We start from the raw sequence: 24193 nt of genomic DNA, 5'->3' as shown, positions 1-24193 counted from the left end.
TAGACTTACGCCGCGCCTTGCGGGTGTAGCTCAATGGTAGAGCTGTAGCTTCCCAAGCTACTGACGAGGGTTCGATTCCCTTCACCCGCTCCACGCGTCACCTTCCCAGGCCAAGCGTCATCGCACGCGCGATGCCTCGAAGGTGAAAGGGTCGCCCCGATCAGGAAAGCGCAGCAGATAACGCGCAACGCGTGTCTTGCCATCCGATAGCAGATAGTCCACCTGCAGGCCACTTGGGTCGGTTTCCATGCCCGGGCCCAGATAGGTATTGCTCGGATAACTGAATCCATTGCCCGCCGCCTTCTGTAGGGCGACGCAACTGCCAAACAGCGGGGGCAGGGTGTACAGGTGCTCACCCTGCAACAGCACCACCAGCGTGTAGCGACCGCCTTTACCACTGCTCACATACTGCATGTCCAGGCACACCGACGTGCCGTGCTGCCAGGCGGTGACGTTGGCCAGATTCTCCGGGTCGATGCGGGTGCGGCTGGGCCAGTTCGGTGGTGCAAGACGGACAGCGCTGCGTAATGGCCACCGCCGCGTACCGACCATCAGCGCCTGGCCATCGAAGGCAATGTCGGGTGCGCCATCGGCCGGGTTCATCTGCAAGGTGCCCGGAACGATCCAATCGGTTGCATCGTAGCGCCGCAGGGCCTGCGTCATCGAGGTGGTCCACAGACACTCGCGCGGTGCGTCCGTGCAGGGCTTGTCGAGTGCGGTTCCCTTTCCCTCGAACAGGGGATCGCCCAACGACCTGTAGAAGTCGCTGTAGCCCGTGAAATGGGCAGGCGCGGCATGCGTGCCCGCTGAGAGCAGAACCCCGAGCAGGGCCGCGAAACAATGACGGGTGGAAGGCGTGGTCATCCGTGTTGCCGGGGCATCTGTGTGGGCGCCCATTATTGTGGAACAACCGCTGGATGCGCGCCGCAGCATCGCCAGGGTGGCCCGTCATCGCGGCCTACGCACCGCACGCTATGCTTCGCGCTTTCCTGCCCCCTGCGCCGCGATGAAACTCGCCATCCTGTCCCGCAACAGCAAGTTGTACTCCACGCGTCGCCTGGTGGAGGCCGCGCGTGCGCGGGGCCATACCGTGCGCATTCTCGATCCGTTGCGCTGTTACATGCGCATCGCCGCGGATGGCTTCACCATGCATTACAAGGGGCGGCCGATCACCGGGGTGGACGCGGTGATCCCGCGCATCGGTGCCTCGGTCACCCGCTACGGGACGGCCGTGCTGCGTCAGTTCGAGATGATGGGCGCGCGCACGCCCAACCCCTCAGACGCCATCCTGCGTGCCCGCGACAAGCTGCGCGCCCACCAGATCCTGGCTTCCAAGGGCATCGACATGCCGGTCACGGTGTTCGGCGACAACCCCGATGACACCGTCGATCTGCTCTCGATGCTGGGCCCGCCGCCGCATGTGGTGAAGCTCAACGAGGGCACCCAGGGCCGCGGGGTGATCCTCACCGAAAAGGCCAGCGCCTCGCGCGGCATCGTGGAGGCACTGCGCGGGCTCTATGCCAACTTCCTGATGCAGGAGTTCATCGGCGAGGCGCAGGGCGCCGACCTGCGCTGCCTGGTGGTCGGCGATCAGGTGGTCGGGGCGATGCAACGGCAGGCGCCGGAGGGGGATTTCCGCTCCAATCTGCATGCCGGGGGCAGCGCCCGGGCCGCCAAGGCCAGCCGGGCCGAGCAGCTGGTGGCGGTGCGCTCGGCCAAGGCGCTGGGCCTGGGCGTAGCCGGCGTGGACCTGATCCGCTCCAGCCGCGGCCCGCTGGTGCTCGAGGTCAACTCCACGCCTGGGCTGGAGGGTATCGAGGCGATCTGCCAGGCGGATCTTGCCGGGCGCATCATTGATCATGTCGCTTCCTTGAAAAAACCTGCAAATACAAAGGGTTGATGCGGTTTTTCAAGGTGGGGCAGGGCCTTAACATCGGTTTAATCGGCCCCGGCGTAGGCTCTGTCGAACCGCAGCTCTGCCCTCCTCAGCAGGATCGGTAATCGGGAAACACCTTCAGGCCCGGTCAGCGTCAGCTGTCCGGGCCTTTTTCTGGCCGGCAGCTCCGTTTTCCCCTGCCATCGGTAACTTGTAGGAAGCCTTTCATCCTCGTAGAGTTGGCTCTCATTCATTTTCGGATAAGGAAGTCAGGGATGTCTCGATTGACCGTTATTGCCCTGCTGGGCTGCTTTTCCCTCGCCGTCCATGCCAAGCCGACCGCGGAAGCCGCCGTCACGCTGACCGCTGATGCCCCCGCCGCCCAGCAGCTGACCAGCGTCGAAAACGCACTGCGCAGTGAGGAGTACAGCGAGATGACCCTGGAAAACCGGAGCCGCGTGCAGGCGGCCCTGAACCGGATCCGGGTAAAGCTGGGCAGCAATGAGCGCGTGGACCAGCTTCCGCCACTGCAGCGCACGGATGTGTTCAATGACCAGGAACTCATCAACACCTTGATGAGCACCGCCAAGGAAGACAGCCGGATGGTCTGCCGCAGCGAACGGCCGACCGGCAGCAACCGGCCGCAGCGTGTCTGCGCCACAGTCGCCCAGCGACGCATTGCGACGGAAAGCGCCAAGAACATGATGCGTGAGCTTCAGCCCGCGCAGTCGAATCAGCGCTGAGTTTTGACGCTGCGCCAGCATTCGACGGTGTCTAATGTTAAGAATCGACGCTGTATGGTCAGCTTGAGGTCGCGCAGTCCCCTTCCACATGCTGCCCTGCGGCTCCGTTCTTTCCGTTGAACCCCACGAATCAGAGGTCCCAGTGCGAATTCTCGTCATCGAAGACAACAGCGACATTGCCGCCAACCTGGGCGATTACCTCGAAGACCGCGGTCACACCGTGGACTTCGCAGCCGATGGCGTCACCGGCCTGCACCTGGCGGTCGTCCATGAGTTCGACGCGATCGTGCTGGACCTCAACCTGCCCGGCATGGATGGGATCGAGGTCTGCCGCAAGCTGCGCAACGAGGCGCGCAAGCAGACGCCCGTGCTGATGCTGACGGCGCGCGATTCCCTGGATAACAAACTGGCCGGCTTCGATTCCGGCGCCGATGACTATCTGATCAAGCCGTTCGCGCTGCAGGAAGTGGAGGTGCGTCTGAACGCCCTGTCGCGTCGCGGCAAGGGCGTGCAGACCCGCGTGCTGGAAACCGGCGATCTGGAATACAACCTGGACACGCTGGAAGTGCGCCGCCAAGGCAAGCTGCTGCAGCTCAACCCGACTGCACTGAAGATCCTGCAGGCGCTGATGGAGGCCTCCCCGGCCGTCGTCACCCGCCAGGAGCTGGAAACCCGCGTGTGGGGCGAGGAGCTGCCGGATTCGGATTCCCTGCGCGTGCATATCCACGGCCTGCGCGCCGTGGTCGACAAGCCCTTCGAGGTTCCGATGATCCAGACCCGTCATGGCATCGGATACCGCATCGCCGCGCCGGAAGCCTGATCCGGTGACGGGCAGGGGGGGGCGTCGCCGCGCGCCATATCGGCGCCGGCTGCGCAGCCGCATCATCGTCTCGTTCGTGCTGTTGGGCTTCTGCCTGACCACGCTGTTTGCGTTCGCCACCAACTGGACCCGCGCCCGCGTGGAAAACCAGCTGGTCGAAGATGTGATGAATCGCAACATCAACGAGTACGCCAAGCGATTCGCGGCCGATCCCTCGCGCAGTCCCGACCTGCCCGTGCAGCAGATGTACGCGCGGCTGGTCCGCTCGGACAAGTTCGAAGCGCTGCGCCAGGAACAGCCGGACTGGTACGAATTCAACGACGGCATCCACGGCGTCAGCGGCGTGGATGACGGCGGCAAGCCGTTTTCCTACAAGCTGGCGGTGCGTAAAACGCCGGACGTATGGTTCTTCCTCGCCTATGACATGACCGAGAGCATCCGCGGTGAGAGCCAGCTCAACCGCGCGCTGTTCTTCTCGGTGCTGGTGTTCAGCGTGCTGTCGCTGGTGCTGGGCTGGTGGTCCGCCTCCAAGGTGATGAAGCCGGTGTCCGATCTGGCCGCCCGCCTGCGCGCATATCGCGGTGGCACCAGCGAGCCCGAACCGCTGGCGCCGCGTTTCCCGGACGATGAAGTGGGCCAGCTCGCCCAAGCGCTGGATGACTACTCCGCGCGCCTCACCGAGGTCGTACAGCGCGACCGCGAATTCAATGCGGACGTCAGCCACGAACTGCGCACGCCGCTGGCCGTCATTCGCGGCGCCACCGAACTGCTGCTGACCCGCCCGGACCTCGATCCCAAGGTGCTGCAGCGCCTGCAGCGCATCCAGCGTGCCGAGCAGCAATGTACCGATCTGATCGGTGCGCTGCTGCTGCTCTCGCGCAACGAGCGCGGGCAGGGCAGCAGCAACGTCGCCCGCGTCTCCGAGCAGCTGCTGGATTCGCACCGTGCCCAGCTCGGCGGCAAGCCGCTGGAGCTGATCCTGGAAGGCAACCACGACCTGGTGATCGATGCCCCGGAATCGGCCCTCTCGGTCGCGTTGGGCAACCTGATCGGCAATGCCGTGAAGTACTCCAAGGAAGGCGCGGTGCGCGTGCGCGTGGGCAACAACGCCGTCGAGGTGATCGACAGCGGCCCCGGCCTGAGCGAAGAAGATGCCGCCAAGCTGTTCCAGCGCGGCTATCGCGGAACGCATGCGGGGCATTCGCAGGGTGGGGGTATCGGCCTGTCCATCGTCAGCCGCCTGTGCGATCTCTACGGCTGGCAGGTCAACGTGCGGCCAGGCGCCGGGCGCGGCGTGATTGCCACGCTGACGTTCTCCCCCGCCTGACACGGTGGAGCCGGCCGTTGGTCGGCTCCTCCAGATCTACCGCGCCGCCAACGCCCGATAGGCCCGATCCAGCCGCTCCACATGTGCCTGCAGGTGGTCCGGGTGGCCATCATTGACCACCACATCATCGGCCAATGCCAGGCGCGCCTCGCGGCTGGCCTGGGAGGCGATCATGCGGTCTGCCAAGGCGGTATCGATGCCATCGCGCTGCATCAGCCGTGCATGCTGCACGGCCACCGGCACGTCCACCACCAGGATCCGGTCCAGCCAGGGATACTGCTGGCGGCCACCGGCCTCGGTGAGCAGCGGAATCGCCGCGATCGCATACGGCCCCTCGGCCTGTTCGCAGGTTTCGCGCAGCAACTGACGGATGGCTGGATGGGTGATCGCCTCCAGCGCCTGGCGCTCCTGTGCCGACGCGAAGATGCGGGCCCGCAGCGCGGCACGGTCCAGCTGGCCATCGGCCAGCAGGATGTCCTTGCCGAAGTGGGTGGCGATCCGCGCCAGCCCCTCGCTGCCGGGTGCCACCACCGCCCGGGCCGCCAGATCGGCGTCGGCCACGGTGATGCCCAGCGCTTCGAAGCGGCGGCTGACCTCGCTCTTGCCGGCGGCAATGCCGCCGGTCAGCCCAATGACGAAGCGGCTCATCGCACCGGCCTCAACGCAGGCCGGCGTAGCTCAGGTAGCCGTCAATCAACGGCTCGCCCCACATGAACACGATCCAGCCGGCAATGGCCAGGTACGGCCCGAACGGGATCGGCGTGGCCCGGTCACGGCCGCGCGAGTACAGCCAGATCGAGCCGATGATCGCGCCCACCACGGACGAGAGCAGGATGATCGGCAGGATGCCCTTGAGCCCGCACCACGCGCCCAGGGCCGCCAGCAGCTTGAAATCGCCGTGGCCCATGCCTTCCTTGCCGGTGATCTGCTTGAACAGCCACCACACCGACCACAGCGACAGATAGCCCGCCAGCGCACCCAGCAGGGCAGGCTTGGCCGGCATATAGAGATTGTCGCTGGCCGCGATCAACCCCAGCCACATCAACGGCAGGGTCAATTGATCCGGCAACAGTTGGGTACGCAGGTCGATCCCGGACAGCGCCACCAGGAAGCAGCTCAGCACGATCGCGCCGAAGCCTTGCCAGCCGAAGCCGAACTGCCAGACGCTGGCGGCCACCAGCACGGCGGTCAGCAGCTCCACCAGCGGGTACTGGATCGAGATCGGGGCATGGCAATGCCGGCACTTGCCGCGCAGGGCCAGCCAGCTGAACAGCGGGATGTTCTCGTACCAGGAGAGCTTGTGCTTGCAATGCGGGCAGTGCGAGGGCTCCACCACGATGCCGGGGGGCGGTGGCTCGTAGATGTCCGGCTCTTCCAGCACCTCGCGCGCATCGCGCTTCCACTCCCACTCCAGCCGCTTGGGCAGGCGCAGGATCACCACGTTGAGGAAACTGCCGATCAGCAGTCCCAGTCCGACCGCGGCGGGGTAGCCGAGACCGGGATGCTGGTCGAGAAATGCCATTGATTAGTTATCCAACTACCGCGCCGAGTTTGAAGATGGGCAGGTACATGCCGATCACCATGCCGCCGACGATAATACCAATGAAGACCATGATCATCGGTTCCAGCAGGCTGCTCAGGGCGTCCACGGCATTGTTGACCTCCTGCTCGTAGTACTCGGCGACCTTGAACAGCATGGTGTCCAGCGCGCCGGCCTCTTCACCGATGGCGGTCATCTGCACCACCATGTGCGGGAAGATGTTGACCTGCTTCATGGCCATGTTGACCGGGTAGCCGACCGACACGTCGTCGCGCATGCGCAGCACCTTCTCCTCGTAGACCTTGTTGCCGGTGGCGCCGGCCACGATGCCGAGCGCCTCCACCAGTGGCACGCCGGCCTTGAAGGTCACGGCGGTGGTGCGGGCAAAGCGGGCGATCGCGCTGTTGTTCATGATCTGGCCGATCACCGGCACCTTCAGGATCAGGCGATCCATCGTGTGCTGCATTTTCGGCGAACGTCTGTAGGCGTACATGAAGCCGAACACCGCTCCAAGCACTGCCCCGAGCATTACCCACCAGTACGACACCATGAATCGCGACAGGTTCACGATCATCTGGGTGAACGCAGGTAGATCCGCTCCGAACCCGCGGAAGACCTCTTCGAACTGGGGCACGACGAAGATGAGCATGATGGCGCTGACCAGCATGGCAACCACCACCACCATCGCGGGATAGAACAAGGCCTTGCGGATCTTTCCCTTGAGGCCCTCTATGTTCTCCTTGTACGTGGCAATCGTGTCCAGCACGGTCTCCAGCACACCCGCACCTTCACCCGCACGGACAAGGTTCCTGTAGAGCTCGTCGAACTGGACCGGGTGGCGGCTGATGGCTTCGTAGAGGGACGAGCCGCCTTCGATATCGGTACGGATGGAGTCCACGAGCTTGCGCATCCGTGGATTCTTGTGCCCACTGCCAATGATCTCCAGCGAGCTGACGATCGGTACGCCGGATTTCATCATGATCGCCATCTGGCGACTGAAGAACGCGATGTCCTTCGCCCCTACCGCGGAGCCGGCCGAACCGAACAACGGCTTCGGTTTGGGCTTGACCACACTGGGCATGATCCCCTGCCGCCGCAGCTCGGCTCGCAGAAGATTGGCGTTCTTGGCGGGCTGTTCGCCCTTCATCTTGACGCCCCGCTTGTCGGTCCCCTCCCAGACAAACGGCTTCATCTCCATGGTGCTACGCGCCACGGGCTCTTTCTTGATCGCGCTACGGCTGACAGACATACAGGGCTCCCCAGCCGCACCTTCCCCAGGCGGGCTATCTCGGCGCATGGTAGCCGGTTCCGGAGGGTGTTGGCAGTCCTGCTGGGCGTCGGCCTTGGGCAGCAAGCCCGGACCGGGGGTGTCAAAAGGTGACGCAACAGGTCACATTGCCGGATGCGTCGCAAATTGTTGTGCGGGGGGTTCCAATCCTGAAGATTGGTGCCATGATTGCGCCGGGGAATGCTGGGGAGCATTGCTGGCACTGTTGGCACGCAACCTGCTTCGATCCACCCGCACGGGCGCCCGCCTAGCTCACCCGGTCCGCCGGTCAGGCAACGGCCCAGTGCCCTACTTATTTATCTACCTCTAGGGGATGTACTCATGAAGAAGCAGCAGGGCTTTACCCTGATCGAACTGATGATCGTTGTGGCGATCATCGCCATTCTGGCCGCCATCGCGATCCCGCAGTACAACGATTACACCGCGCGTGCGCAGATGTCCGAAGCGTACACGCTTGCCAGTGGTCTGAAGACCCCGATTGCTGAGGCATTTGCGCAGGATGACAGTGCGGCTGTTTCTTGCGTTGTTCCGGCGAATTCGGTGACGTCCGGTAAGTACGTCGCTTCGGTCGCCGCCAATGCCGCAACTCCTTGTGTAATCACCGCAACCATGGCATCCGCTGGTGTCAACGCTAAGGCCAAGGGCAAAAAAGTGAATCTGTCGTTTGCACCGGCGACCGGCGCATGGACCTGCTCGACCGACGCCGATCCGGAAGTTCAGCCGAAGGCCTGCACCACGGTTGCCGCTAAGTAAGCGCGCCGAAAGTTTATGAAAGCCCCGGTGTAGCCGGGGCTTTTTTTTGACATGAAGCCGGGTTTGTCTTCCGCTTCATTACTCCACTCGCGCGTTGGGGAGCGCCGATATGAAGAAGCAAAGTGGCTTTACTCTGATCGAGTTGATGATTGTCATTGCGATCATTGCGATCCTCGCAGCAATTGCGATTCCGCAGTACAACGATTACACGGCTCGGGCGCAGCTGTCTGAGGCAGTGAGCCTGCTCGGCGGCCTGAAGCCAGCTATCGGTGAGCAGTTTGCCAACGATGCTTCGGCAACATCATGCAGTATTCCCGCGACAGCGCTGAGTAGCGGCAAATACGTGGACGCCATATCCGCGCCGGCCGCGAGCCCGTGTGTGATCACCGCCACAATGAACGCTACGGGCGTCAATGCCAAAGTGGCGTCTGCGACCGTCACAATTACGTACGCTGCGGCTACCGGGATCTGGGACTGCAAAACCAGCGCGCCCGAGGAAGTTGCACCCAAATCCTGCCCGCACGGCTGAGCCTGTGGAAAGGTGCTGTCTCAAGGAAGAAGTAGTTCTCCAAGGATGAGGCTTGGGATAGGCTGCTGAGCAGCGTAGGAGCAATTTATGAACGTAGCACTTGGCCCCAATCTGGTTGGCATTACCGGTCTGGCCCGTCGCCTGGTCCAGGATGGTGCGCTGGAGGAGGTCGTCGCGCGAGAAGCCATGGCCCAGGCGGCTGCCGCAAAGATGCCGCTTCCGCAGTGGTTTGCCCAGAAGAGGTTGGTCACCAGTGCCCAGTTGGCTGCGGCCAACGCGCTGGAGTTCGGCATGCCCCTACTGGACGTCTCGGTGTTCGACAACAACCAGAACGCCATGGGCCTGGTCAGCGAGGAACTGCTGCGCAAGCACCACGTGCTGCCGCTGTTCAAGCGCGGCGGCAAACTCTTCATCGGCACCAGCAACCCGACGCACTCGCTCGATGAGATCAAGTTCCACACCAATCTGGTGGTGGAGCCGATCCTGGTCGACGAGGACCAGATCCGCCGTACGCTGGAGCAGTGGCAGTCCAAGCAGGACACGCTGGGCTCGGCACTTGGCGGCGACGACGAGATGGGCGACTTGGACGTCTCCGCAGGAGACGAAGAGGGTGGCTCCATCGATTCCGGCGTCGACGCCAAAGGCGATGACACCCCGGTCGTAAAGTTCGTCAACAAAGTCCTCGTCGACGCCATCCGCAAAGGCGCCTCGGACATCCATTTCGAACCCTACGAAGACGACTACCGCGTACGCCTGCGCATTGATGGTCTGCTCAAGAACGTGGCCAAGGCGCCGGTCAAGCTCAACCAGCGCATCGCCGCACGCCTGAAGGTGATGGCGCAGCTGGATATCGCCGAGAAGCGCGTGCCGCAGGATGGCCGCATCAAGCTCAACCTCTCCAAGACCCGCCAGATCGATTTCCGCGTCAGCACGCTGCCGACCCTGTTCGGCGAGAAGGTGGTGCTGCGTATCCTGGATGGCAGCGCCGCCAAGCTGGGCATCGACAAGCTCGGTTACGAGCCGGCCCAGCAGAAGCTGTTCCTGGATGCGATCCACAAGCCGTACGGCATGGTGCTGGTTACCGGTCCAACCGGTTCGGGTAAGACGGTCTCGCTGTATACCGCGCTGGGCATCCTCAACGATGAAACGCGCAACATCTCCACCGCCGAAGACCCGGTGGAAATCCGCTTGCCCGGCGTCAACCAGGTGCAGCAGAACGTCAAGCGCGGCATGACCTTCGCCGCGGCGCTGCGCTCGTTCCTGCGCCAGGATCCGGACATCATCATGGTCGGCGAAATCCGCGACCTGGAAACGGCGGAGATCGCGATCAAGGCGGCGCAGACGGGCCACATGGTGCTCTCCACGCTGCATACCAACGATGCGCCGCAGACCATCGCGCGCCTGATGAACATGGGCATCGCGCCGTACAACATCACCAGCTCGGTGACGTTGGTGATCGCCCAGCGCCTCGCTCGCCGGCTGTGCAACAACTGCAAGCGTCCGGTGGAACTGCCGGCCAATGCGCTGCTGGCCGAGGGTTTCACCCAGGCGCAGCTGGATGCCGGGATCAAGCTGTTCGAGCCGGTCGGCTGCGATGAGTGCACCGAGGGCTACAAGGGCCGTACCGGTCTGTACCAGGTGATGCCGATGACCGATGAGATCTCGACCATCGTGCTGGCCGGTGGCAATGCGCTGCAGATCGCCGAGGCCGCGCAGCTGGCGGGGGTGAATGACCTGCGCCAATCGGCGCTGATCAAGGCCGCGGCCGGGGTGACCGGTCTGGCGGAGATCAATCGTGTGACCAAGGATTGAGCGGCGTCCGCAGATGAGAAAAGGCCCGCGCAAGCGGGCCTTTTTGTCTCTCTACTCCATGCCGAGCTTTTTCAGCTTGTAGCGCAACGCCCGGAAGGTGATGCCCAGCTGTGCGGCGGTACGCGTCTTGTTCCAGCGGTTTTCTTCCAACGCCTTCTGGATGGCGGTGCGCTCCATCTGTTCGATGTAGGAGGGCAGGGCGCCATTGCCGGCCGGCAGATCGACCACGGCTTCTTCCTGGGTGGGCGGCGCATTGCCGGCGCCGAAGCGTGGGGCGTGCTGGGGCAGGCGCAGGTCGCTGGCACCGATCCGGTCTTCTTCGGCCAGGGCGAGGGCGCGCTCGAGGATGTTCTCCAGTTCGCGCACGTTGCCGGGGAAGTGGTACTGGGCCAGGGCTTCCAGCGCCGAGGGCGCCAGCAGCGGGGTCGGGCGGCCGTGGGTGCGGGCCAGCCGGGCCAGGATCGAGGCGGCCAGCGCGGGCAGGTCGCTGCGGCGTTCGCGCAGGGGCGGCACGCGCAGTTCGATCACGTTGATGCGGTAGTACAGATCGTGGCGGAAGCGGCCGTCTTCGACCAGTTCGCCCAGGTCCTTGTGCGTGGCCGAAAGGATGCGCACGTCCACCGGCACTTCGGTGGCGGCACCGACCGGGCGGATCGATTTCTCCTGGATCGCGCGCAGCAGCTTGACCTGCATCTGCAGGGGCAGCTCGGCCACTTCATCCAGGAACAGGGTGCCGCCATGCGCGGCCTGGAACAGGCCGGGCTTGTCCGCATGCGCGCCGCTGAAGCTGCCCTTCTTGTGCCCGAAGAATTCGCTTTCCATCAGTTCGGACGGGATCGCGCCGCAGTTGACCGGCACGAAGGCGCCCGGCGCGCGCGCGCTCTGCGCGTGGATGGTGCGTGCGACCAGTTCCTTGCCGACGCCGGATTCGCCGAGGATGTAGACCGGTGCCTGGCTCCGCGCGACCTTGCCGATGGTGGCGCGCAGCACATCCATCGAGGGCGAATCGCCGAGCAGGCGTGCGGCCTGCTCCGGGGCGAGCGGTGCGGGCGCGGCGCGTTCGGTGTTGTTGAGTTCCAGCGCGTGCTTGACCAGGCCGCGCAGCACCGAGATGTCCACCGGCTTGCTGACGAAATCGAAGGCGCCGGCCTTCAGGGCTTCCACCGCCAGATCCATGCTGCCGAACGCGGTGATCATTGCCACCGGTGTGCGCGGGTAGTGCTGTGCGATCTCGGTGACCAGCTCGATGCCGTTGCCATCGGGCAGGCGCATATCGGTGATGCACAGGTCGTACGGATTGCTGGCCAGCAGCTCACGGGCTTCGGCGAGGTTGGCTGCGGTGCTGATGCGCAGGCCCATGCGGCCCAGGGTCAGTACCAGCAGTTCGCGGATGTCACGTTCGTCGTCGACGACGAGGGCGCTGCGGGTGTCATTCATAAGGAAGGAAGATAGCCGAGGGCGGTCGTTGGCGACAAATGTTTGACGGTGGCGTCCGGGTGTGCGCGCAGCTCATCCGGCCATCATCGTGTGGGGGCCGGCCAGTACGAGACGGAAACAGGCACCGCCGGCGGGCACCGAGACGTATTCCAGCCGTGCCTGGTTGGCACGGCACAGTTCGCGGGCGATATACAGGCCCAGCCCGGTGCCGTGCTCGGAAGTGGTGAAGAACGGGCGGAACAGCTGGCTGGCAACCGTCTCGGGAATGCCCGGGCCGCGGTCCATCACATCGATGATGGCGGTGCGGTCCTGGCGCGCCACGCGCAGCCGCACGCGCGCCGGCTCTTCGGCCACGCGGCCGTACTTGAGCGCGTTGTGCACCAGCACGGTAAGGATCTGGTGCAGGTGGCGCGGATCGACCAGGGCGTGCACCGAGGTCTCGCTGATGATCGGCTCCACGCTGTCGGTTTCCAGCGACAGGCCCTGTTTGTACTCCAGCACGAAGCGGCGCACGAACGAGGCCAGATCCACGTTCTCCGGATTGGCACGCTCGCGCCGCGCCAGCCCGAGCACGCTTTCGACGATGCCGTTGGTGCGCTGGCATTGCTGGTTGATGATCTGCAGCAGGCGGCGGTCGGTGTCGCCGATATCGGTGGATTCTTCCAGCAGCTGGGCGGCGTAGTTGATCGCCGCCAGCGGGTTGCGGATCTCATGGGCGAGGCTGGCCGAGAAGCGCCCCATCGCCGAGAGCGTCAAGGACTCGGCACGCCGCGAGACCACGGTGGAGTCATCCAGGAACACGAGGGTGAGGTCGCTGCCGGCCAGCAGGCGGGCAAAGCGCGGCTGCACTTCGGGCTGGTCCGGCGAGAGCTGCAGTGGCAGTTCTTCGTTGGTCCAGCCGTTGCGCCAGCGCAGCAGCCGGCGGCTCAGCTCGGGCGAGGCACTGCCCAGTTCCAGCCGGCCGCTGCCACTGTTGCCATCGGCATCGCCGAGCAGGGTGGAGGCGGCTTCGTTGGCCAGGGTGATGCGGTTGGCGCCGTCCACCACGATCACGCCGGTGCGCATGCGGCGGATGATCAGCTCGTTGATCTGGAACAGGTTGGCCACTTCATCGCCGCGCTGGTTGGCCAGCTGCTGGTTCATGCGGGCACGGTTGCCGACCTGGTAGCTGATGAAGGCGATGGCCAGATAGCTGGTGACGAACATGGCCAGCTCGGCCAGGGTGCGGGTCGGGTCGCCGCCTTCGAGCTGCTTCCAGATGTATTCGCCGGCGGTGGCCGCGCTGGCGGCAGCGGCCAGGCCCAGCCCCATGCTCAGCGGCAGCAGGGTCGCGGCGGCGGCGATGTTGAACAGCAGCGACATCGAGATGCCTGCGCTGGCCCCGGGCAGGGCGTGGGCGAGCAGGGTGGCGGCGATGATGTCGGCGGCCACGCTCCACACCACGATGGTGCGCAGCCAGCGCTCGTTGCGCCCGAACAGCAGCACCAGCACGGCCACCACCAGGTAGCCGCTGGCCACGATGGTCGCCAGCCTGGGGTGGTCAGCGGTGCCGACCAGGCCGCTCAGCGGGCTGAACAGCAGCGCGCCGATGACGGTGGCCATCAGCAGGCGGTACAGCGCGAAGAAATACAGCTCGCGCCGCGGTATCGATTCGATGCGGTCGATCAATGAAGCACTGGGTGACACGCCGGAACTCCCCTTCTGGCATGGGGGCAGTGTAGGGGGTCCGGCCGGGTTTGGGGGCAGGCGGCCGGGGCCGGGCGTGTGAAGGCCGGGCGGTATGCAGGCGCGGGCCAGCTGCGCGGCCATGCCGCAGGGGGGCCGGGTGGCGGTTCCCGGGAGCTGCCGCAACTGTCTGAAATTGCGCCGGAAACGGCTCCCCGTGCGTGTCTTGGGACTGACTTCTTTGCGCCCGCGCGCCGTGTCGTCCACAATAGTGGGCCCGCCGCGGTCCTTACCGGCGCCCCCGTGAGGGAGCCTTGGAGATGCGTGCGGTCGTTCCTATTCCCACGGTGACGCATGAATTTCCACGAATACCAGTCAAAACAGCTGCTTGCCGAGTACGGCATTCCCGTTCCGGCCGGCAAGGTCGCGGCTACCCCGGACGAAGCGGTTGAAGCTGCCAACGCCCTGGGCCAGGGCCCCTGGATGGTCAAGGCGCAGATCCACGCTGGCGGCCGCGGCAAGGCTGGCGGCGTCAAGTTCTGCAAGACCACCGACGACGTGAAGGCCGCTGCGGCCAAGATGCTCGGCACCAAGATGGCCACCTACCAGACCGCAGGCGTTGAACTGCCGGTCAACCTGGTGCTGGTGACCACCGCCGGTGAGATCGTCAAGGAACTGTACCTGTCGGTGCTGGTTGACCGTGGCACCAAGACCATCACCTACATCGCTTCTTCGGAAGGCGGCGTGGAGATCGAGCAGGTCGCCGCTGAAACCCCCGAGCTGATCCACTCGCTCAACGTCGATTTCGTTGAAGGCGTGCAGGGTTACCACGGCCGTGATTTCGGCTTCAAGCTGGGCCTGACCGCCAAGCAGGCCGGCCAGTTCGCCAACATCATGGTGAACCTGTACCGCCTGTTCAACGAAAAGGACCTGGCCCTGGTTGAAATCAACCCGCTGGCCATCCTGGACGACGGTAACCTCTACGCGCTGGACGGCAAGTTCGACAGCGACGACAACGCCGCGTTCCGTCAGAAGGCTCTGGTTGCCATGCGCGACAAGACCCAGGAAGACGAAACCGAAGTGACCGCTTCGGAGCTGGACATCAACTACGTCACCATGGACGGCAACATCGGCTGCATGGTCAACGGCGCCGGCCTGGCCATGGCCACCATGGACGTCATCAAGCTCAACGGCGGCGAGCCGGCGAACTTCCTGGACGTGGGCGGCGGTGCGAACAAGCAGCGCGTCATCGAAGCGTTCAAGCTGATCCTGTCCTCGGACAAGGTTGAAGGCATCTTCGTCAACATCTTCGGCGGCATCGTCCGCTGCGACATGATTGCCGAAGGCATCATCGCCGCGGTCAAGGAAGTGGGCGTCAAGGTTCCGGTCGTGGTGCGCCTGGAAGGCACCAACGTGGAAGAAGGCAAGCAGCTGCTGCGTGACAGCGGCATGGCCATCATCCCGGCCGACAACATCAACGACGGTGCCAAGAAGGTCGTCGCTGCTGTCAAAGCCGCCGCCTGATCCGACACCGAAGGAAATCCAATGTCAGTTTTGATCAATAAGAACACCAAGGTGATCGTGCAGGGCTTCACCGGCCAGCAGGGCACCTTCCACGCCACTCAGATGATCGAGTACGGCACCCAGGTTGTTGGCGGCGTGACCCCCGGCAAGGGCGGCACCACCCACATCGATCTGCCGGTCTTCAACACCGTTGCCGACGCCGTGCAGAGCACCGGCGCCAACGCCTCGGTCATCTACGTGCCGCCGCCGTACGCGGCTGACGCGATCCTGGAAGCGGCTGCTGCCGGCATCCAGGTCATCGTGTGCATCACCGAAGGCATCCCGGTGCTGGACATGCTGCGCGTCAAGAACGTGCTGACCCGTGCCCATCCGGACACCGTGCTGGTCGGCCCGAACTGCCCCGGCGTGATCACCCCGGGCGAGTGCAAGATCGGCATCATGCCGGGCCACATCCACATGCCGGGCAAGATCGGCATCGTGTCGCGCTCGGGCACCCTGACCTATGAAGCGGTCAAGCAGACCACCGAAGTCGGCCTGGGCCAGTCCACCTGCATCGGCATCGGTGGTGACCCGATCAACGGCCTGAACTTCGTCGACTGCCTGAAGCTGTTCAACGAAGATCCGCAGACCCTGGGCATCATCATGGTCGGCGAAATCGGCGGCGACGCTGAAGAAGCCGGTGCCGAGTACATCAAGAACCACGTGAAGAAGCCGGTCGTCGGTTTCATCGCGGGCGCCTCGGCTCCGGCCGGCAAGCGCATGGGCCACGCCGGTGCGATCGCATCGGGCGGCAAGGGCACCGCCGAAGGCAAGTTCGCCGCCATGGAAGCTGCCGGTGTTGTCACCGTCCGTTCGCCGGGCGACCTGGGCGCTGCCATCGCCAAGCTGGTGAAATAAGCCGCCCGCCGCGCAAGCGGCGGACGTGCGGTAGAGCCGAGCCATGCTCGGCTGCTCCAAACAGAAAGGCCGCCTCCGGGCGGCCTTTCTGCGTTTCAGGCGATACCCGAAGCGGTAGGTCCCGGCCGCTGGAAGGCAAGCACGCCACGTAGTGCCGGCCGCTGGCCGGCTCCTCATCGTGCTGCCGCCGAATGCGTGGTTGCCGGCCAGCGGCCGGCACTACAATGCGTGTATTGCAACTACAGGCTGGACCCCCATGACGTCGCTCCGCATTGCCCTGGCGCAGTTTGATTTCCCGGTTGGCGCAGTGGCGCAGAACACCGACACCATCATCACGATGATCGCCGAGGCGCGCGATGAGTACGGTGCCGAGCTGGTGGTGTTCCCCGAGCTGGCGATCAGCGGCTATCCGCCGGAGGACCTGCTGTTGCGGCCGGGCTTCCTGTACGACTGCCAGCAGGCGCTGGAGCGCATCGCGGCGGCGACCACCGGCATCGCGGCGGTGGTCGGTTGGCCACAGGCCGCTGGTGCGGTGGTCTACAACGCGGCCAGCGTGCTGCGCGATGGCAAGGTCGAGCACACCTACCGCAAGCGCGAGCTGCCCAATTACGCGGTGTTCGATGAGCGCCGTTACTTCGATGTCGATCCGGACGGCGGCAGCTGCGTGTTCGAGCTGAAGGGCGTGCCGGTGGGCGTGCTGGTCTGTGAAGACCTGTGGTTCGCCGAACCGCTGGCCGATACCGTCCGTGCCGGCGCGCAGCTGGTGGTGGTGCCCAATGCCTCCCCCTACGAGCGTGGCAAGCATGCCCAGCGCGATGCGCTGCTGGCCGAGCGTACCCGCGAGAGCGGGGCGGCGATCGCCTACCTCAACGTGGTGGGCGGCCAGGACGCGCTGGTGTTCGATGGCGCGTCAGTCGTCGCTGACGGCGATGGCACCGTGCATCCGGCCGCGGCGGCCTTCACCGACCAGTGGCTGGTGGTGGATTACGACGCCGGCACCCGCCGTTTCCTGCCACGCGAGTGGATCGACGACGGCGACGAGAGCATGGATGCACTGGCCTGGCGCGCGGTGACCCGCGGGATCCAGGATTACTGCCGCAAGAACGGCTTCAAGAAGGTCTGGCTGGGCCTGTCCGGCGGCATCGATTCGGCCCTGGTGCTGGCGATGGCGGTGGACGCGCTGGGCGCGGCCAATGTCACCGCGGTGCGGCTGCCCTCGCGTTACACAGCGGACATGTCCAACGACCTGGCGGCCGAGCAGTGCCGCGCGCTGGGCGTGACGCTGGAAGCGGTCTCGATCGAGCCGGTGTTCGAGGGGCTGATGGCCGCGCTCGGCCCGATGTTCGAAGGGCAGGCGGCGGATGTGACGGAAGAGAACCTGCAGTCGCGCAGCCGCGGCGTGATCCTCATGGCGCTCTCCAACAAGTTTGGCGGGCTGCTGCTGACCACCGGCAACAAGAGCGAGTATGCGGTGGGCTACGCGACCATCTACGGCGACATGTGTGGCGGCTACGCCCCGCTCAAGGACCTGTACAAGACGGAGGTGTTCGGGCTCTCCAAGTGGCGCAATACCGTGGGCGGCGCCCCGGTGATCCCGCCGGCGGTGATTTCCCGCCCACCCTCGGCCGAGCTGCGCGCCAACCAGACCGACCAGGATTCGCTGCCGGCCTACGACGTGCTGGACGGCATCCTGTACCGCTATGTGGACCAGGAGCAGTCGCGCGAGGAGATCGTGGCCGCCGGCTACGCCGCCGAGGTGGTGGACCGTGTGCTGCGCCTGGTGCGCACCAGCGAGTGGAAGCGCCATCAGGCGGCCCCGGGGCCGAAGGTCTCGCGCCGGGCGTTCGGGCGTGAGCGGCGGTACCCGATCAGCAATGGGTACAAGGGGTAGGCGTCGAGCGCTACCGTAATAAAAAAGGCCCCTTTCGGGGCCTTTTTCATTACTTGCGGTTCATCGTGGCGTTGCGTTCACCGGTACTGGCGGACTTCTCGCCGGCAAACGGGTTCAGCTTGCGCACCATCCACGGGTACTTCGGCCACTTGCCCTGCAGCCACGGGTGGTCGGGCTGGTTCAGCTCGAGCACGCGGCGGGCATCGTCGGCCAGGGTCTTGTTGCCCAGGTGGGTGTAGGCCTCGCCCAGGGCGGCCACGGCGTCGTACTGGAACGCGCTCTGCGGGTAGTTCTCCAGCAGGAAGTTGGCGCGGCCAGCGGCCGAGACGTAGGCCTCGCGGCGCAGGTAGTACAGGGCGTTGTCCAGCTCGTACTGGGCGAACACGTCGCGCAGGGCGATCATCCGCTGGCGCGCATCGGCGGCGTAGCGGCTGTTCGGGTAGCGCTCGGTGACGATGGTGAAATCAGCATAGGCCTGGCGCGGGCTCGACAGGTCACGGCGGCTCGGGTCCAGCGACCAGACGCGGCGCAGGAAGACCGTGTCGCGGTTGCCGTTGGCCAGGCCACGCAGGTAGTACAGGTAGGCGATGTTGCGGTGGGTCGGGTAGGTACGGATGAAGCGGTCCACGCTGGACACCGCGTCATCGTGCTTGCCGGCCTTGTACTGCGCGTAGGCGCTTTCGATCATGGCCTGTTCGGTATACGGGCCATACGGGTACTGGGCTACCAGGCGGCGGAAGCTGGCTTCGGCACCGCTCCAGTTCCCCCCTTCCATGAGCTTGTGGCTCTTCTCATAGAGCGTTTCGACCGGCAGGCCTTCATCCGGATTCTTGCCCTTGGTACCGCGGTGACAGCCGGTGGCGACGAAGAGCAGCACCAGCATCAGGGCGGCGAGGCGGACGGGCGCGGACAGCATAACGGAGCGTCGGATCATGGGGTCAGGGCGGGACGCGGCTGGAATACGAAGGGTCGATGATAGCCTAGTGGCCTGTCCCGCGACTGAAACTGGTCGCCCGGACCCCAAAATTGTCCCTATTGCGGTGTACCCCCATGTCCGATACCCCTGCTGATTCCGATTCCCCCCGCCAGGCCATCGTGCCCGATACCGCTGCCGGCCGGCGTTTCGACGCCGTCCTGGCCGAGCTCTTCCCCGAATTCTCCCGGTCCAAGCTGACCGAGTGGATCAAGTCCGGCGACGTCCTGCTGGACGGTGACAGCGTGCGCGGCCGTGACCCGGTGCGCGGGGGCGAGGTGGCCAGCCTGCATGTCGTTCTCGACACCCAGACCCATGCCGAGCCGGAGGACATCCCGCTGGAGGTCCTGTACGAGGACGAGCATGTCTTCGTGATCAACAAGCCGGTCGGCCTGGTGGTCCACCCCGGCGCGGGCAACCCGACCGGCACCCTGGTCAATGCGCTGCTGTTCCGCGATCCCTCGCTGGCGGTGCTGCCGCGCGCGGGCATCGTGCACCGCCTGGACAAGGACACCAGCGGCGTGATGGTGATCGCCCGTACGATCCAGGCGCAGACCGCGCTGGTCGAGCAGCTCTCCGCGCGTGAAGTGCACCGCCAGTACCTGGCCGTGGTGGTGGGTGCGCTGGTCTCCGGCGGCACCGCCACCGCCGGCATCGACCGCCACCCGCGCGACCGCATCCGCATGGCCGTGCGCGAAGACGGCAAGGAAGCGATCACCCATTACCGCCTGCGCGAGCGTTTCCGTGCGCACACCGCGCTGGAATGCCGCCTGGAAACCGGCCGTACCCACCAGATCCGCGTGCACATGGCGCATCTGCGTCATCCGATCATCGGCGATCAGCTGTATGGCGGCGCGCTGAAACTGCCCAAGGGCGCCAGCGAGGAGCTGGTCGCCGAACTGCGCGGCTTCAAGCGCCAGGCGCTGCACGCTGAAACGCTGGAGTTCGTGCACCCGATCACCGGCGAGAAGATCAGCAACAGCGCGCCGCCGCCGGCCGACATGCAGGCCCTGCTGCACGCCCTGCGCGAAGACAGCAAGCGCTTCGCCGAGCAGGAACGCAACCGCCGCTGATGGACGCCCCCGTGCCCGTGCTGCCCGCCGACTGGCCCGCCCCGACCGGGGTCCATGCGCTGACCACCCTGCGCTATGGCGCGGGCGGTTCGGTGGCGCCGTTCGACCAGTTCAACATGGGCAACCGCTACGCCGCTGACGGGGATGACCCGGCGCAGGTGCAGCGCAACCGCGACCTGCTCGTGCCCGGGTTGGGCCTGCCCTCGGCGCCGCATTGGCTTCGCCAGGTGCATGGCACCGGCGTGCGGCGCTTCACCGCGCCGCCGACGGCCGTTGGCGTCGAGGCCGAACCCACCGCCGATGCGGCGGTGACCTCGGTTCCGGGCGTGGTGCTGGCCATCCTCACCGCTGACTGCCTGCCGGTGGTCTTCGCCGCCCGCGAGGGCGGTGAGATCGGGGCGGCCCATGCCGGCTGGCGCGGGCTGGCCGACGGCATGTTGGAGGCCACCGTGGCCGCCATGCAGACCCCGGCCGCCCAGCTGCAGGCATGGCTGGGCCCGGCGGCCGGGCCCGCGTTGTATGAGATCGGTGAGGACGTGTTCGAGGCGTTCGTCGCAGGTGATGAAGGCGCTGCCGTGGCCTTCCTGCCAACCCGGCCGGGGCACTGGAAGGTGGACCTGTACGCGCTGGCCCGCCGGCGCCTGCAATCGGCAGGGCTGGACCCGGCACATATCAGTGGCGGGCAGTACTGCACGCTGGCGGACCCGCAGCGGTTCTACTCGCATCGGCGCGACCGCCGCACCGGGCGCATGGCAACCCTGGCGTGGATCGCGCCCTGACCGTTGGACGGTAGCAGGGAGCCGGCCAGCGGCCGGCACTACCGCATGCGCTCCCCGTAGCCTGGCTGCATCACTCCCGCCATCACCGGTAGTGCCGGCCGCTGGCCGGCATCACCCTTCCAGCGCCTGCAGATACGTCTGCCGCCAATGATTGATGTCGTAGGTGCGCAGGTGATCCATCATCGCCTGCCAGCGCTCCACGCGCTTCTTCAGCGGCATCGTCGCCGCGGTGGCGATGGCGTCCGCCACGCCATCCAGGTCATGCGGATTGACCAGCAGCGCCTGCTTCAACTCATCGGCGGCACCGGCCAGCAATGACAGCACCAGCACGCCCGGGTTCTCCGGGTCCTGCGAGGCCACGTACTCCTTGGCGACCAGGTTCATGCCGTCGCGCAGGGGCGTCACCAGGCCCACCGCCGCTGCCCGGTAGAAGCCGGTGAGCGTGGCATGGGTGAAGTTCTGGTTGACGTAGCGCAGCGGGGTCCAGTCCGGCGCGGCATGCCCGCCGTTGATGTGCCCGGCGATCTGTTCCAGCTGGCTGCGCAGCTGGCGGTACTCGGTGACATCCCCGCGCGAGACCGGGGCGATCTGCAGATAGGTCAACGAGCCGTGCTGGTCCGGATGACGTTCCAGATACCGTTCGAACCCCTGGAAGCGCTCGGGCAGGCCCTTGGAGTAGTCCAGCCGATCCACGCCGATCGCGAGCTGACGATTGCGCAGGCTCCCGCGCAGGTCCTTGACCGCCGGTTTGTTCGCCCCCGCCTTGGCCTGGCGGGCGATGAAGTCGGTATCGATACCGATCGGGAAGGCGGCAGCGCGGAAACGCCGGCCGCCGGGTGCCTCCAGTTCGCCATCGGGCAGCACGCGGCCACCACCGAACAGACGCACATAGGACTGGAATCGGTCCGCATCGCGCTGGGTCTGGAAGCCGACCAGGTCGTAGGCATACAGGCTGGAGAACAGCCGGAGGTGGTCTGGCATCGCCTGCAGCAGATCGGCCGAGGGCATCGGCACGTGCAGGAAGAACCCGATCCGGCAGCCGATGCCACGCTCGCGCAGCAGCGAAGCCAGCGGGATCAGGTGGTAATCGTGGATCCAGACAATGTCGTCCTCGCGCAGCAGCGGCGCGAGCTTCTCGGCGAACAGCGCGTTGACGCGGCGATAGGTCTCGCGCGTGGCGCGGTCGTAGTCGACCAGGTCCAGCCGGAAGTGCAGCAGCGGCCACAGCGTGCGGTTGGCGAAGCCGTTGTAGTAGCCATCCACGTCGCGCTTGTTGAGGTCCATGGTGACGTAGCGGATGTCTCCGTCCACCTGCTCATGCAGGGTGCCGCTGTTGTCGCGCACGGATTTGCCGCTCCAGCCGAACCACAGGCCGCCACGCTCCTTCAGCGCGGCGAGCAGGCCGACCGCCAGGCCGCCGGCGCGGGATTCACCGGGGACGGCGACCCGGTTGGACACGACGACCAGGCGGCTCATGACGCCTCCTGCCAGCTGCGCGACAGGCGCATGGCAGCGGTGATCAGGCCCACGTGCGAGTAAGTCTGCGGGAAGTTGCCCCACGCCTCGCCGTTGTCGAACGCCAGATCCTCGGAAAGCAGGCCCAGATGGTTGCGGCGCTCCAGCAGGGTTTCAAACATCTCGCGTGCTTCGTCCAGGCGACCGATCGCGGCGAGCGCGTCGATGTACCAGAACGTGCAGATGGTGAAGCTGGTTTCCGGCTCGCCGAAATCATCCGGCGCGACGTAGCGATACAGCGCGTTGCCGTGCTTGAGATCGCGGCCGATCGCCTCGACCGTGGCGACGAAGCGCGCATCGGTGGCCTCGATGAAGCCGATGTCGGCCAGCAGCAGCAACGACGCATCCAGGCGATGGCCGCCGAAGGTATCGGTGAAGTGGCCGAGTGCTTCGCTCCACGAGTCGCGCATGATGCGCGCATGGATGATGTCGGCGCGCTCGCGCCAATAGGTGGCGCGGTCATCCAGTTTCAATCGCACGGCGATCTTGCACAGGCGGTCACACGCGGCCCAGCACATCGCACTGGTGTAGGTGTGCACTTCGGTGCGGCCGCGGAATTCCCACAGCCCGGCATCGGGTACGTCGTGCAGGGTGAAGGCCTGCTCGCCGAGCGGCTCCAGCCGCGCGAAGGTGTGCGCATCGCCCGGGTCCTGCAGGCGGCGATCGAAGAACAGCTGGGTGGAGGCGAGCACCACGCTGCCGTACACATCGTGCTGGCGCTGCACCCAGGCCAGGTTGCCGCGCCGCACCGGGCCCATCCCGCGGTAGCCGGAGAGCGAGGGCACTTCGCTCTCTTCCAGCTTGGCCTCGAAGCTGATGCCATACAGCGGCTGCAGACTGCCATCGGCGGTGGCCAGGTTGAAGATGTAGCCCAGGAACTGCTCCATCGTGCGGGTCGCACCGAGGCGGTTGAGCGTACGCACCACGAAGGCGGCATCGCGCAGCCAGCAGTAGCGGTAATCCCAGTTGCGGATGCTGCCGGGCGCTTCCGGAATGGAGGTGGTCATCGCGGCGATGATCGCGCCGCTGTCCTCGTACTGGCACAGCTTCAGCGTGATCGCGCTGCGGATCACCGCGTCCTGCCATTCCAGCGGGATCGACAGATAGCGCACCCATTCGCGCCAGTAGTCACGCGTGCGCTGCAAGGACTCCTGCACGTAGCCGCTGAGCGAACGGTTCAGCGATTCGTCCACGCCGAGCACCAGGTGCACCGGGTGGTTGAGCACGAACGGCAGGCCATCGCGGACGAAACGCAGCGGCACATCGGTGGTAAGGCGCAGCACATGGTCGGGCAGTACCCAGCGGATGTGGTTGCTGCCCCACGTCGCATCCGGGACGCGGGCACCCCAGTCGGCCAGCGGCCGCGCGCGCACGATGATGCGTGGGTTGCCGGACAGTGGCCGCACCTGGCGGATCAGGCTGACCGGCCGGTAGAAGCGGTCGTTCTGGCGCCAGCGCGGCGCGAAATCGATGATTTCCAGCGCGCCGCCGTGCTTGTCGCGCAGTACCGTGCGCAGGATGGCGGTGTTGGTCAGGTAGCTCTGTTCGCTGTCGACCATGTCCTCCAGCTCGATGCCGAAGTCACCGCCGTCCTGTTGATTGGGGCCGAGCAGGGCGCAGAAGGTCGGGTCGCCGTCGAAGGTCGGCAGGCAGCTCCAGACGACGCGCGCGTGTTTGTCGATCAGCGCGCCGAAGCTGCCATTGCCGACCACGCCCAGATTCAGATCGGGTTCGCTCATGATGCAGGAAGT

At 65.7% G+C, this 24193-nt stretch carries 21 protein-coding genes and 1 tRNA gene; 13 read left to right on the top strand and 9 right to left on the bottom strand.

Annotated elements, in window-relative coordinates; all coding sequences use genetic code 11:
- Positions 1 to 19: 19 nt before the first annotated feature.
- Positions 20 to 93 (top strand) — tRNA-Gly (locus AC06E9_RS03135).
- Between the two features lie 24 nt (positions 94 to 117).
- Here AC06E9_RS03135 and AC06E9_RS03130 read toward each other — a convergent pair.
- Positions 118 to 864 carry a hypothetical protein gene (locus AC06E9_RS03130; protein WP_478055462.1) on the bottom strand — a complete coding sequence of 249 codons (747 nt, stop codon included), beginning with the start codon at positions 862 to 864 and terminating at the stop codon, positions 118 to 120.
- A gap of 142 nt (positions 865 to 1006) precedes the next feature.
- On the opposite strand from AC06E9_RS03130, the gene rimK reads away from it, so the two are divergent.
- The 4 genes from rimK (at position 1007) to AC06E9_RS03110 (ending at position 4766) form a co-directional block, all read left to right on the top strand.
- Entirely contained in the window at positions 1007 to 1900 is an 894-nt protein-coding gene (gene rimK, locus AC06E9_RS03125) for a 30S ribosomal protein S6--L-glutamate ligase (protein ID WP_121039296.1), read from the top strand.
- Positions 1901 to 2151: 251 nt separating this feature from the next.
- A complete protein-coding gene (locus AC06E9_RS03120; protein ID WP_478055461.1) occupies positions 2152 to 2619 on the top strand; it encodes a hypothetical protein in 468 nt (155 codons plus the stop codon).
- A gap of 142 nt (positions 2620 to 2761) precedes the next feature.
- Complete coding sequence (locus tag AC06E9_RS03115) at positions 2762 to 3439, top strand: response regulator transcription factor (RefSeq protein ID WP_019183933.1); 678 nt, start codon at positions 2762 to 2764, stop codon at positions 3437 to 3439.
- A complete protein-coding gene (locus tag AC06E9_RS03110) occupies positions 3402 to 4766 on the top strand; it encodes a sensor histidine kinase (RefSeq protein ID WP_121039289.1) in 1365 nt (454 codons plus the stop codon). The genes AC06E9_RS03115 and AC06E9_RS03110 overlap by 38 nt, the downstream gene beginning before the upstream one ends.
- Before the next feature lie 36 nt (positions 4767 to 4802).
- Here AC06E9_RS03110 and coaE read toward each other — a convergent pair whose 3' ends face one another.
- The 3 genes from coaE to AC06E9_RS03095 are packed head-to-tail and all read right to left on the bottom strand — an operon-like array spanning position 4803 to position 7555.
- The gene (gene coaE / locus AC06E9_RS03105) at positions 4803 to 5414 is read right to left on the bottom strand and encodes a dephospho-CoA kinase (protein WP_478055460.1); all 612 of its coding nucleotides are present in this window, start codon (positions 5412 to 5414) and stop codon (positions 4803 to 4805) included.
- Between the two features lie 10 nt (positions 5415 to 5424).
- Positions 5425 to 6288: a prepilin peptidase gene (locus tag AC06E9_RS03100; RefSeq protein WP_121039283.1), complete on the bottom strand. Its 864-nt coding sequence runs from the start codon at positions 6286 to 6288 to the stop codon at positions 5425 to 5427.
- A gap of 7 nt (positions 6289 to 6295) precedes the next feature.
- A complete protein-coding gene (locus AC06E9_RS03095) occupies positions 6296 to 7555 on the bottom strand; it encodes a type II secretion system F family protein (RefSeq protein WP_478055583.1) in 1260 nt (419 codons plus the stop codon).
- Positions 7556 to 7915: 360 nt separating this feature from the next.
- On the opposite strand from AC06E9_RS03095, the gene AC06E9_RS03090 reads away from it, so the two are divergent.
- From AC06E9_RS03090 to pilB, 3 genes are all read left to right on the top strand, one after another.
- On the top strand, positions 7916 to 8347 hold the full coding sequence (locus AC06E9_RS03090; RefSeq protein WP_222019500.1) for a pilin: 432 nt from the start codon (positions 7916 to 7918) through the stop codon (positions 8345 to 8347).
- A 109-nt stretch (positions 8348 to 8456) separates the two neighbouring features.
- On the top strand, positions 8457 to 8876 hold the full coding sequence (locus AC06E9_RS03085) for a pilin (protein ID WP_222019499.1): 420 nt from the start codon (positions 8457 to 8459) through the stop codon (positions 8874 to 8876).
- An 87-nt stretch (positions 8877 to 8963) separates the two neighbouring features.
- Entirely contained in the window at positions 8964 to 10688 is a 1725-nt protein-coding gene (pilB, locus tag AC06E9_RS03080; RefSeq protein WP_478055459.1) for a type IV-A pilus assembly ATPase PilB, read from the top strand.
- Between the two features lie 51 nt (positions 10689 to 10739).
- Here pilB and AC06E9_RS03075 read toward each other — a convergent pair whose 3' ends face one another.
- On the bottom strand, positions 10740 to 12125 hold the full coding sequence (locus AC06E9_RS03075) for a sigma-54-dependent transcriptional regulator (RefSeq protein ID WP_121039246.1): 1386 nt from the start codon (positions 12123 to 12125) through the stop codon (positions 10740 to 10742).
- A 72-nt stretch (positions 12126 to 12197) separates the two neighbouring features.
- Positions 12198 to 13811 carry a sensor histidine kinase gene (locus tag AC06E9_RS03070; protein ID WP_282263250.1) on the bottom strand — a complete coding sequence of 538 codons (1614 nt, stop codon included), beginning with the start codon at positions 13809 to 13811 and terminating at the stop codon, positions 12198 to 12200.
- A 333-nt stretch (positions 13812 to 14144) separates the two neighbouring features.
- On the opposite strand from AC06E9_RS03070, the gene sucC reads away from it, so the two are divergent.
- From sucC to AC06E9_RS03055, 3 genes are all read left to right on the top strand, one after another.
- Complete coding sequence (sucC, locus tag AC06E9_RS03065) at positions 14145 to 15314, top strand: ADP-forming succinate--CoA ligase subunit beta (protein ID WP_121039240.1); 1170 nt, start codon at positions 14145 to 14147, stop codon at positions 15312 to 15314.
- A 21-nt stretch (positions 15315 to 15335) separates the two neighbouring features.
- Positions 15336 to 16211 carry a succinate--CoA ligase subunit alpha gene (gene sucD / locus AC06E9_RS03060; protein WP_137190155.1) on the top strand — a complete coding sequence of 292 codons (876 nt, stop codon included), beginning with the start codon at positions 15336 to 15338 and terminating at the stop codon, positions 16209 to 16211.
- Positions 16212 to 16467: 256 nt separating this feature from the next.
- On the top strand, positions 16468 to 18102 hold the full coding sequence (locus tag AC06E9_RS03055) for an NAD+ synthase (RefSeq protein ID WP_222019497.1): 1635 nt from the start codon (positions 16468 to 16470) through the stop codon (positions 18100 to 18102).
- A 49-nt stretch (positions 18103 to 18151) separates the two neighbouring features.
- Here AC06E9_RS03055 and AC06E9_RS03050 read toward each other — a convergent pair whose 3' ends face one another.
- A complete protein-coding gene (locus tag AC06E9_RS03050) occupies positions 18152 to 19036 on the bottom strand; it encodes an outer membrane protein assembly factor BamD (protein WP_121039231.1) in 885 nt (294 codons plus the stop codon).
- A gap of 116 nt (positions 19037 to 19152) precedes the next feature.
- Here AC06E9_RS03050 and rluD point away from each other — a divergent pair, with 116 nt between their 5' ends.
- Positions 19153 to 20148, top strand: a complete 996-nt coding sequence (rluD, locus tag AC06E9_RS03045; RefSeq protein ID WP_478055458.1) for a 23S rRNA pseudouridine(1911/1915/1917) synthase RluD — start codon at positions 19153 to 19155, stop codon at positions 20146 to 20148.
- Entirely contained in the window at positions 20148 to 20927 is a 780-nt protein-coding gene (gene pgeF / locus AC06E9_RS03040; RefSeq protein WP_478055457.1) for a peptidoglycan editing factor PgeF, read from the top strand. The genes rluD and pgeF overlap by 1 nt, the downstream gene beginning before the upstream one ends.
- A gap of 111 nt (positions 20928 to 21038) precedes the next feature.
- On the opposite strand, the gene otsA is transcribed toward pgeF, so the two are convergent.
- On the bottom strand, positions 21039 to 22403 hold the full coding sequence (gene otsA / locus AC06E9_RS03035) for an alpha,alpha-trehalose-phosphate synthase (UDP-forming) (protein WP_152152474.1): 1365 nt from the start codon (positions 22401 to 22403) through the stop codon (positions 21039 to 21041).
- The gene (locus AC06E9_RS03030) at positions 22400 to 24181 is read right to left on the bottom strand and encodes a glycoside hydrolase family 15 protein (RefSeq protein WP_152152472.1); all 1782 of its coding nucleotides are present in this window, start codon (positions 24179 to 24181) and stop codon (positions 22400 to 22402) included. Before AC06E9_RS03030 ends, otsA begins: the two co-directional genes overlap by 4 nt.
- Positions 24182 to 24193: the final 12 nt, after the last annotated feature.

The sequence above is a fragment of the Stenotrophomonas sp. Steno-Z10-BAI genome, assembly GCF_056393115.1.
This window is presented reverse-complemented; position numbering and strand designations above follow the sequence as displayed.

Bases quoted from the DNA above. Each gene is read 5' to 3' on its own strand.
- AC06E9_RS03130 (WP_478055462.1), bottom strand. From the start codon at position 864: ATGACCACGCCTTCCACCCGTCATTGTTTCGCGGCCCTGCTCGGGGTT.
- rimK (WP_121039296.1), top strand. From the start codon at position 1,007: ATGAAACTCGCCATCCTGTCCCGCAACAGCAAGTTGTACTCCACGCGT.
- AC06E9_RS03120 (WP_478055461.1), top strand. From the start codon at position 2,152: ATGTCTCGATTGACCGTTATTGCCCTGCTGGGCTGCTTTTCCCTCGCC.
- AC06E9_RS03110 (WP_121039289.1), top strand. From the start codon at position 3,402: ATGGCATCGGATACCGCATCGCCGCGCCGGAAGCCTGATCCGGTGACG.
- coaE (WP_478055460.1), bottom strand. From the start codon at position 5,414: ATGAGCCGCTTCGTCATTGGGCTGACCGGCGGCATTGCCGCCGGCAAG.
- AC06E9_RS03100 (WP_121039283.1), bottom strand. From the start codon at position 6,288: ATGGCATTTCTCGACCAGCATCCCGGTCTCGGCTACCCCGCCGCGGTC.
- AC06E9_RS03095 (WP_478055583.1), bottom strand. From the start codon at position 7,555: ATGTCTGTCAGCCGTAGCGCGATCAAGAAAGAGCCCGTGGCGCGTAGC.
- AC06E9_RS03090 (WP_222019500.1), top strand. From the start codon at position 7,916: ATGAAGAAGCAGCAGGGCTTTACCCTGATCGAACTGATGATCGTTGTG.
- AC06E9_RS03085 (WP_222019499.1), top strand. From the start codon at position 8,457: ATGAAGAAGCAAAGTGGCTTTACTCTGATCGAGTTGATGATTGTCATT.
- pilB (WP_478055459.1), top strand. From the start codon at position 8,964: ATGAACGTAGCACTTGGCCCCAATCTGGTTGGCATTACCGGTCTGGCC.
- AC06E9_RS03075 (WP_121039246.1), bottom strand. From the start codon at position 12,125: ATGAATGACACCCGCAGCGCCCTCGTCGTCGACGACGAACGTGACATC.
- sucC (WP_121039240.1), top strand. From the start codon at position 14,145: ATGAATTTCCACGAATACCAGTCAAAACAGCTGCTTGCCGAGTACGGC.
- sucD (WP_137190155.1), top strand. From the start codon at position 15,336: ATGTCAGTTTTGATCAATAAGAACACCAAGGTGATCGTGCAGGGCTTC.
- AC06E9_RS03055 (WP_222019497.1), top strand. From the start codon at position 16,468: ATGACGTCGCTCCGCATTGCCCTGGCGCAGTTTGATTTCCCGGTTGGC.
- AC06E9_RS03050 (WP_121039231.1), bottom strand. From the start codon at position 19,036: ATGATCCGACGCTCCGTTATGCTGTCCGCGCCCGTCCGCCTCGCCGCC.
- rluD (WP_478055458.1), top strand. From the start codon at position 19,153: ATGTCCGATACCCCTGCTGATTCCGATTCCCCCCGCCAGGCCATCGTG.
- pgeF (WP_478055457.1), top strand. From the start codon at position 20,148: ATGGACGCCCCCGTGCCCGTGCTGCCCGCCGACTGGCCCGCCCCGACC.
- otsA (WP_152152474.1), bottom strand. From the start codon at position 22,403: ATGAGCCGCCTGGTCGTCGTGTCCAACCGGGTCGCCGTCCCCGGTGAA.
- AC06E9_RS03030 (WP_152152472.1), bottom strand. From the start codon at position 24,181: ATGAGCGAACCCGATCTGAATCTGGGCGTGGTCGGCAATGGCAGCTTC.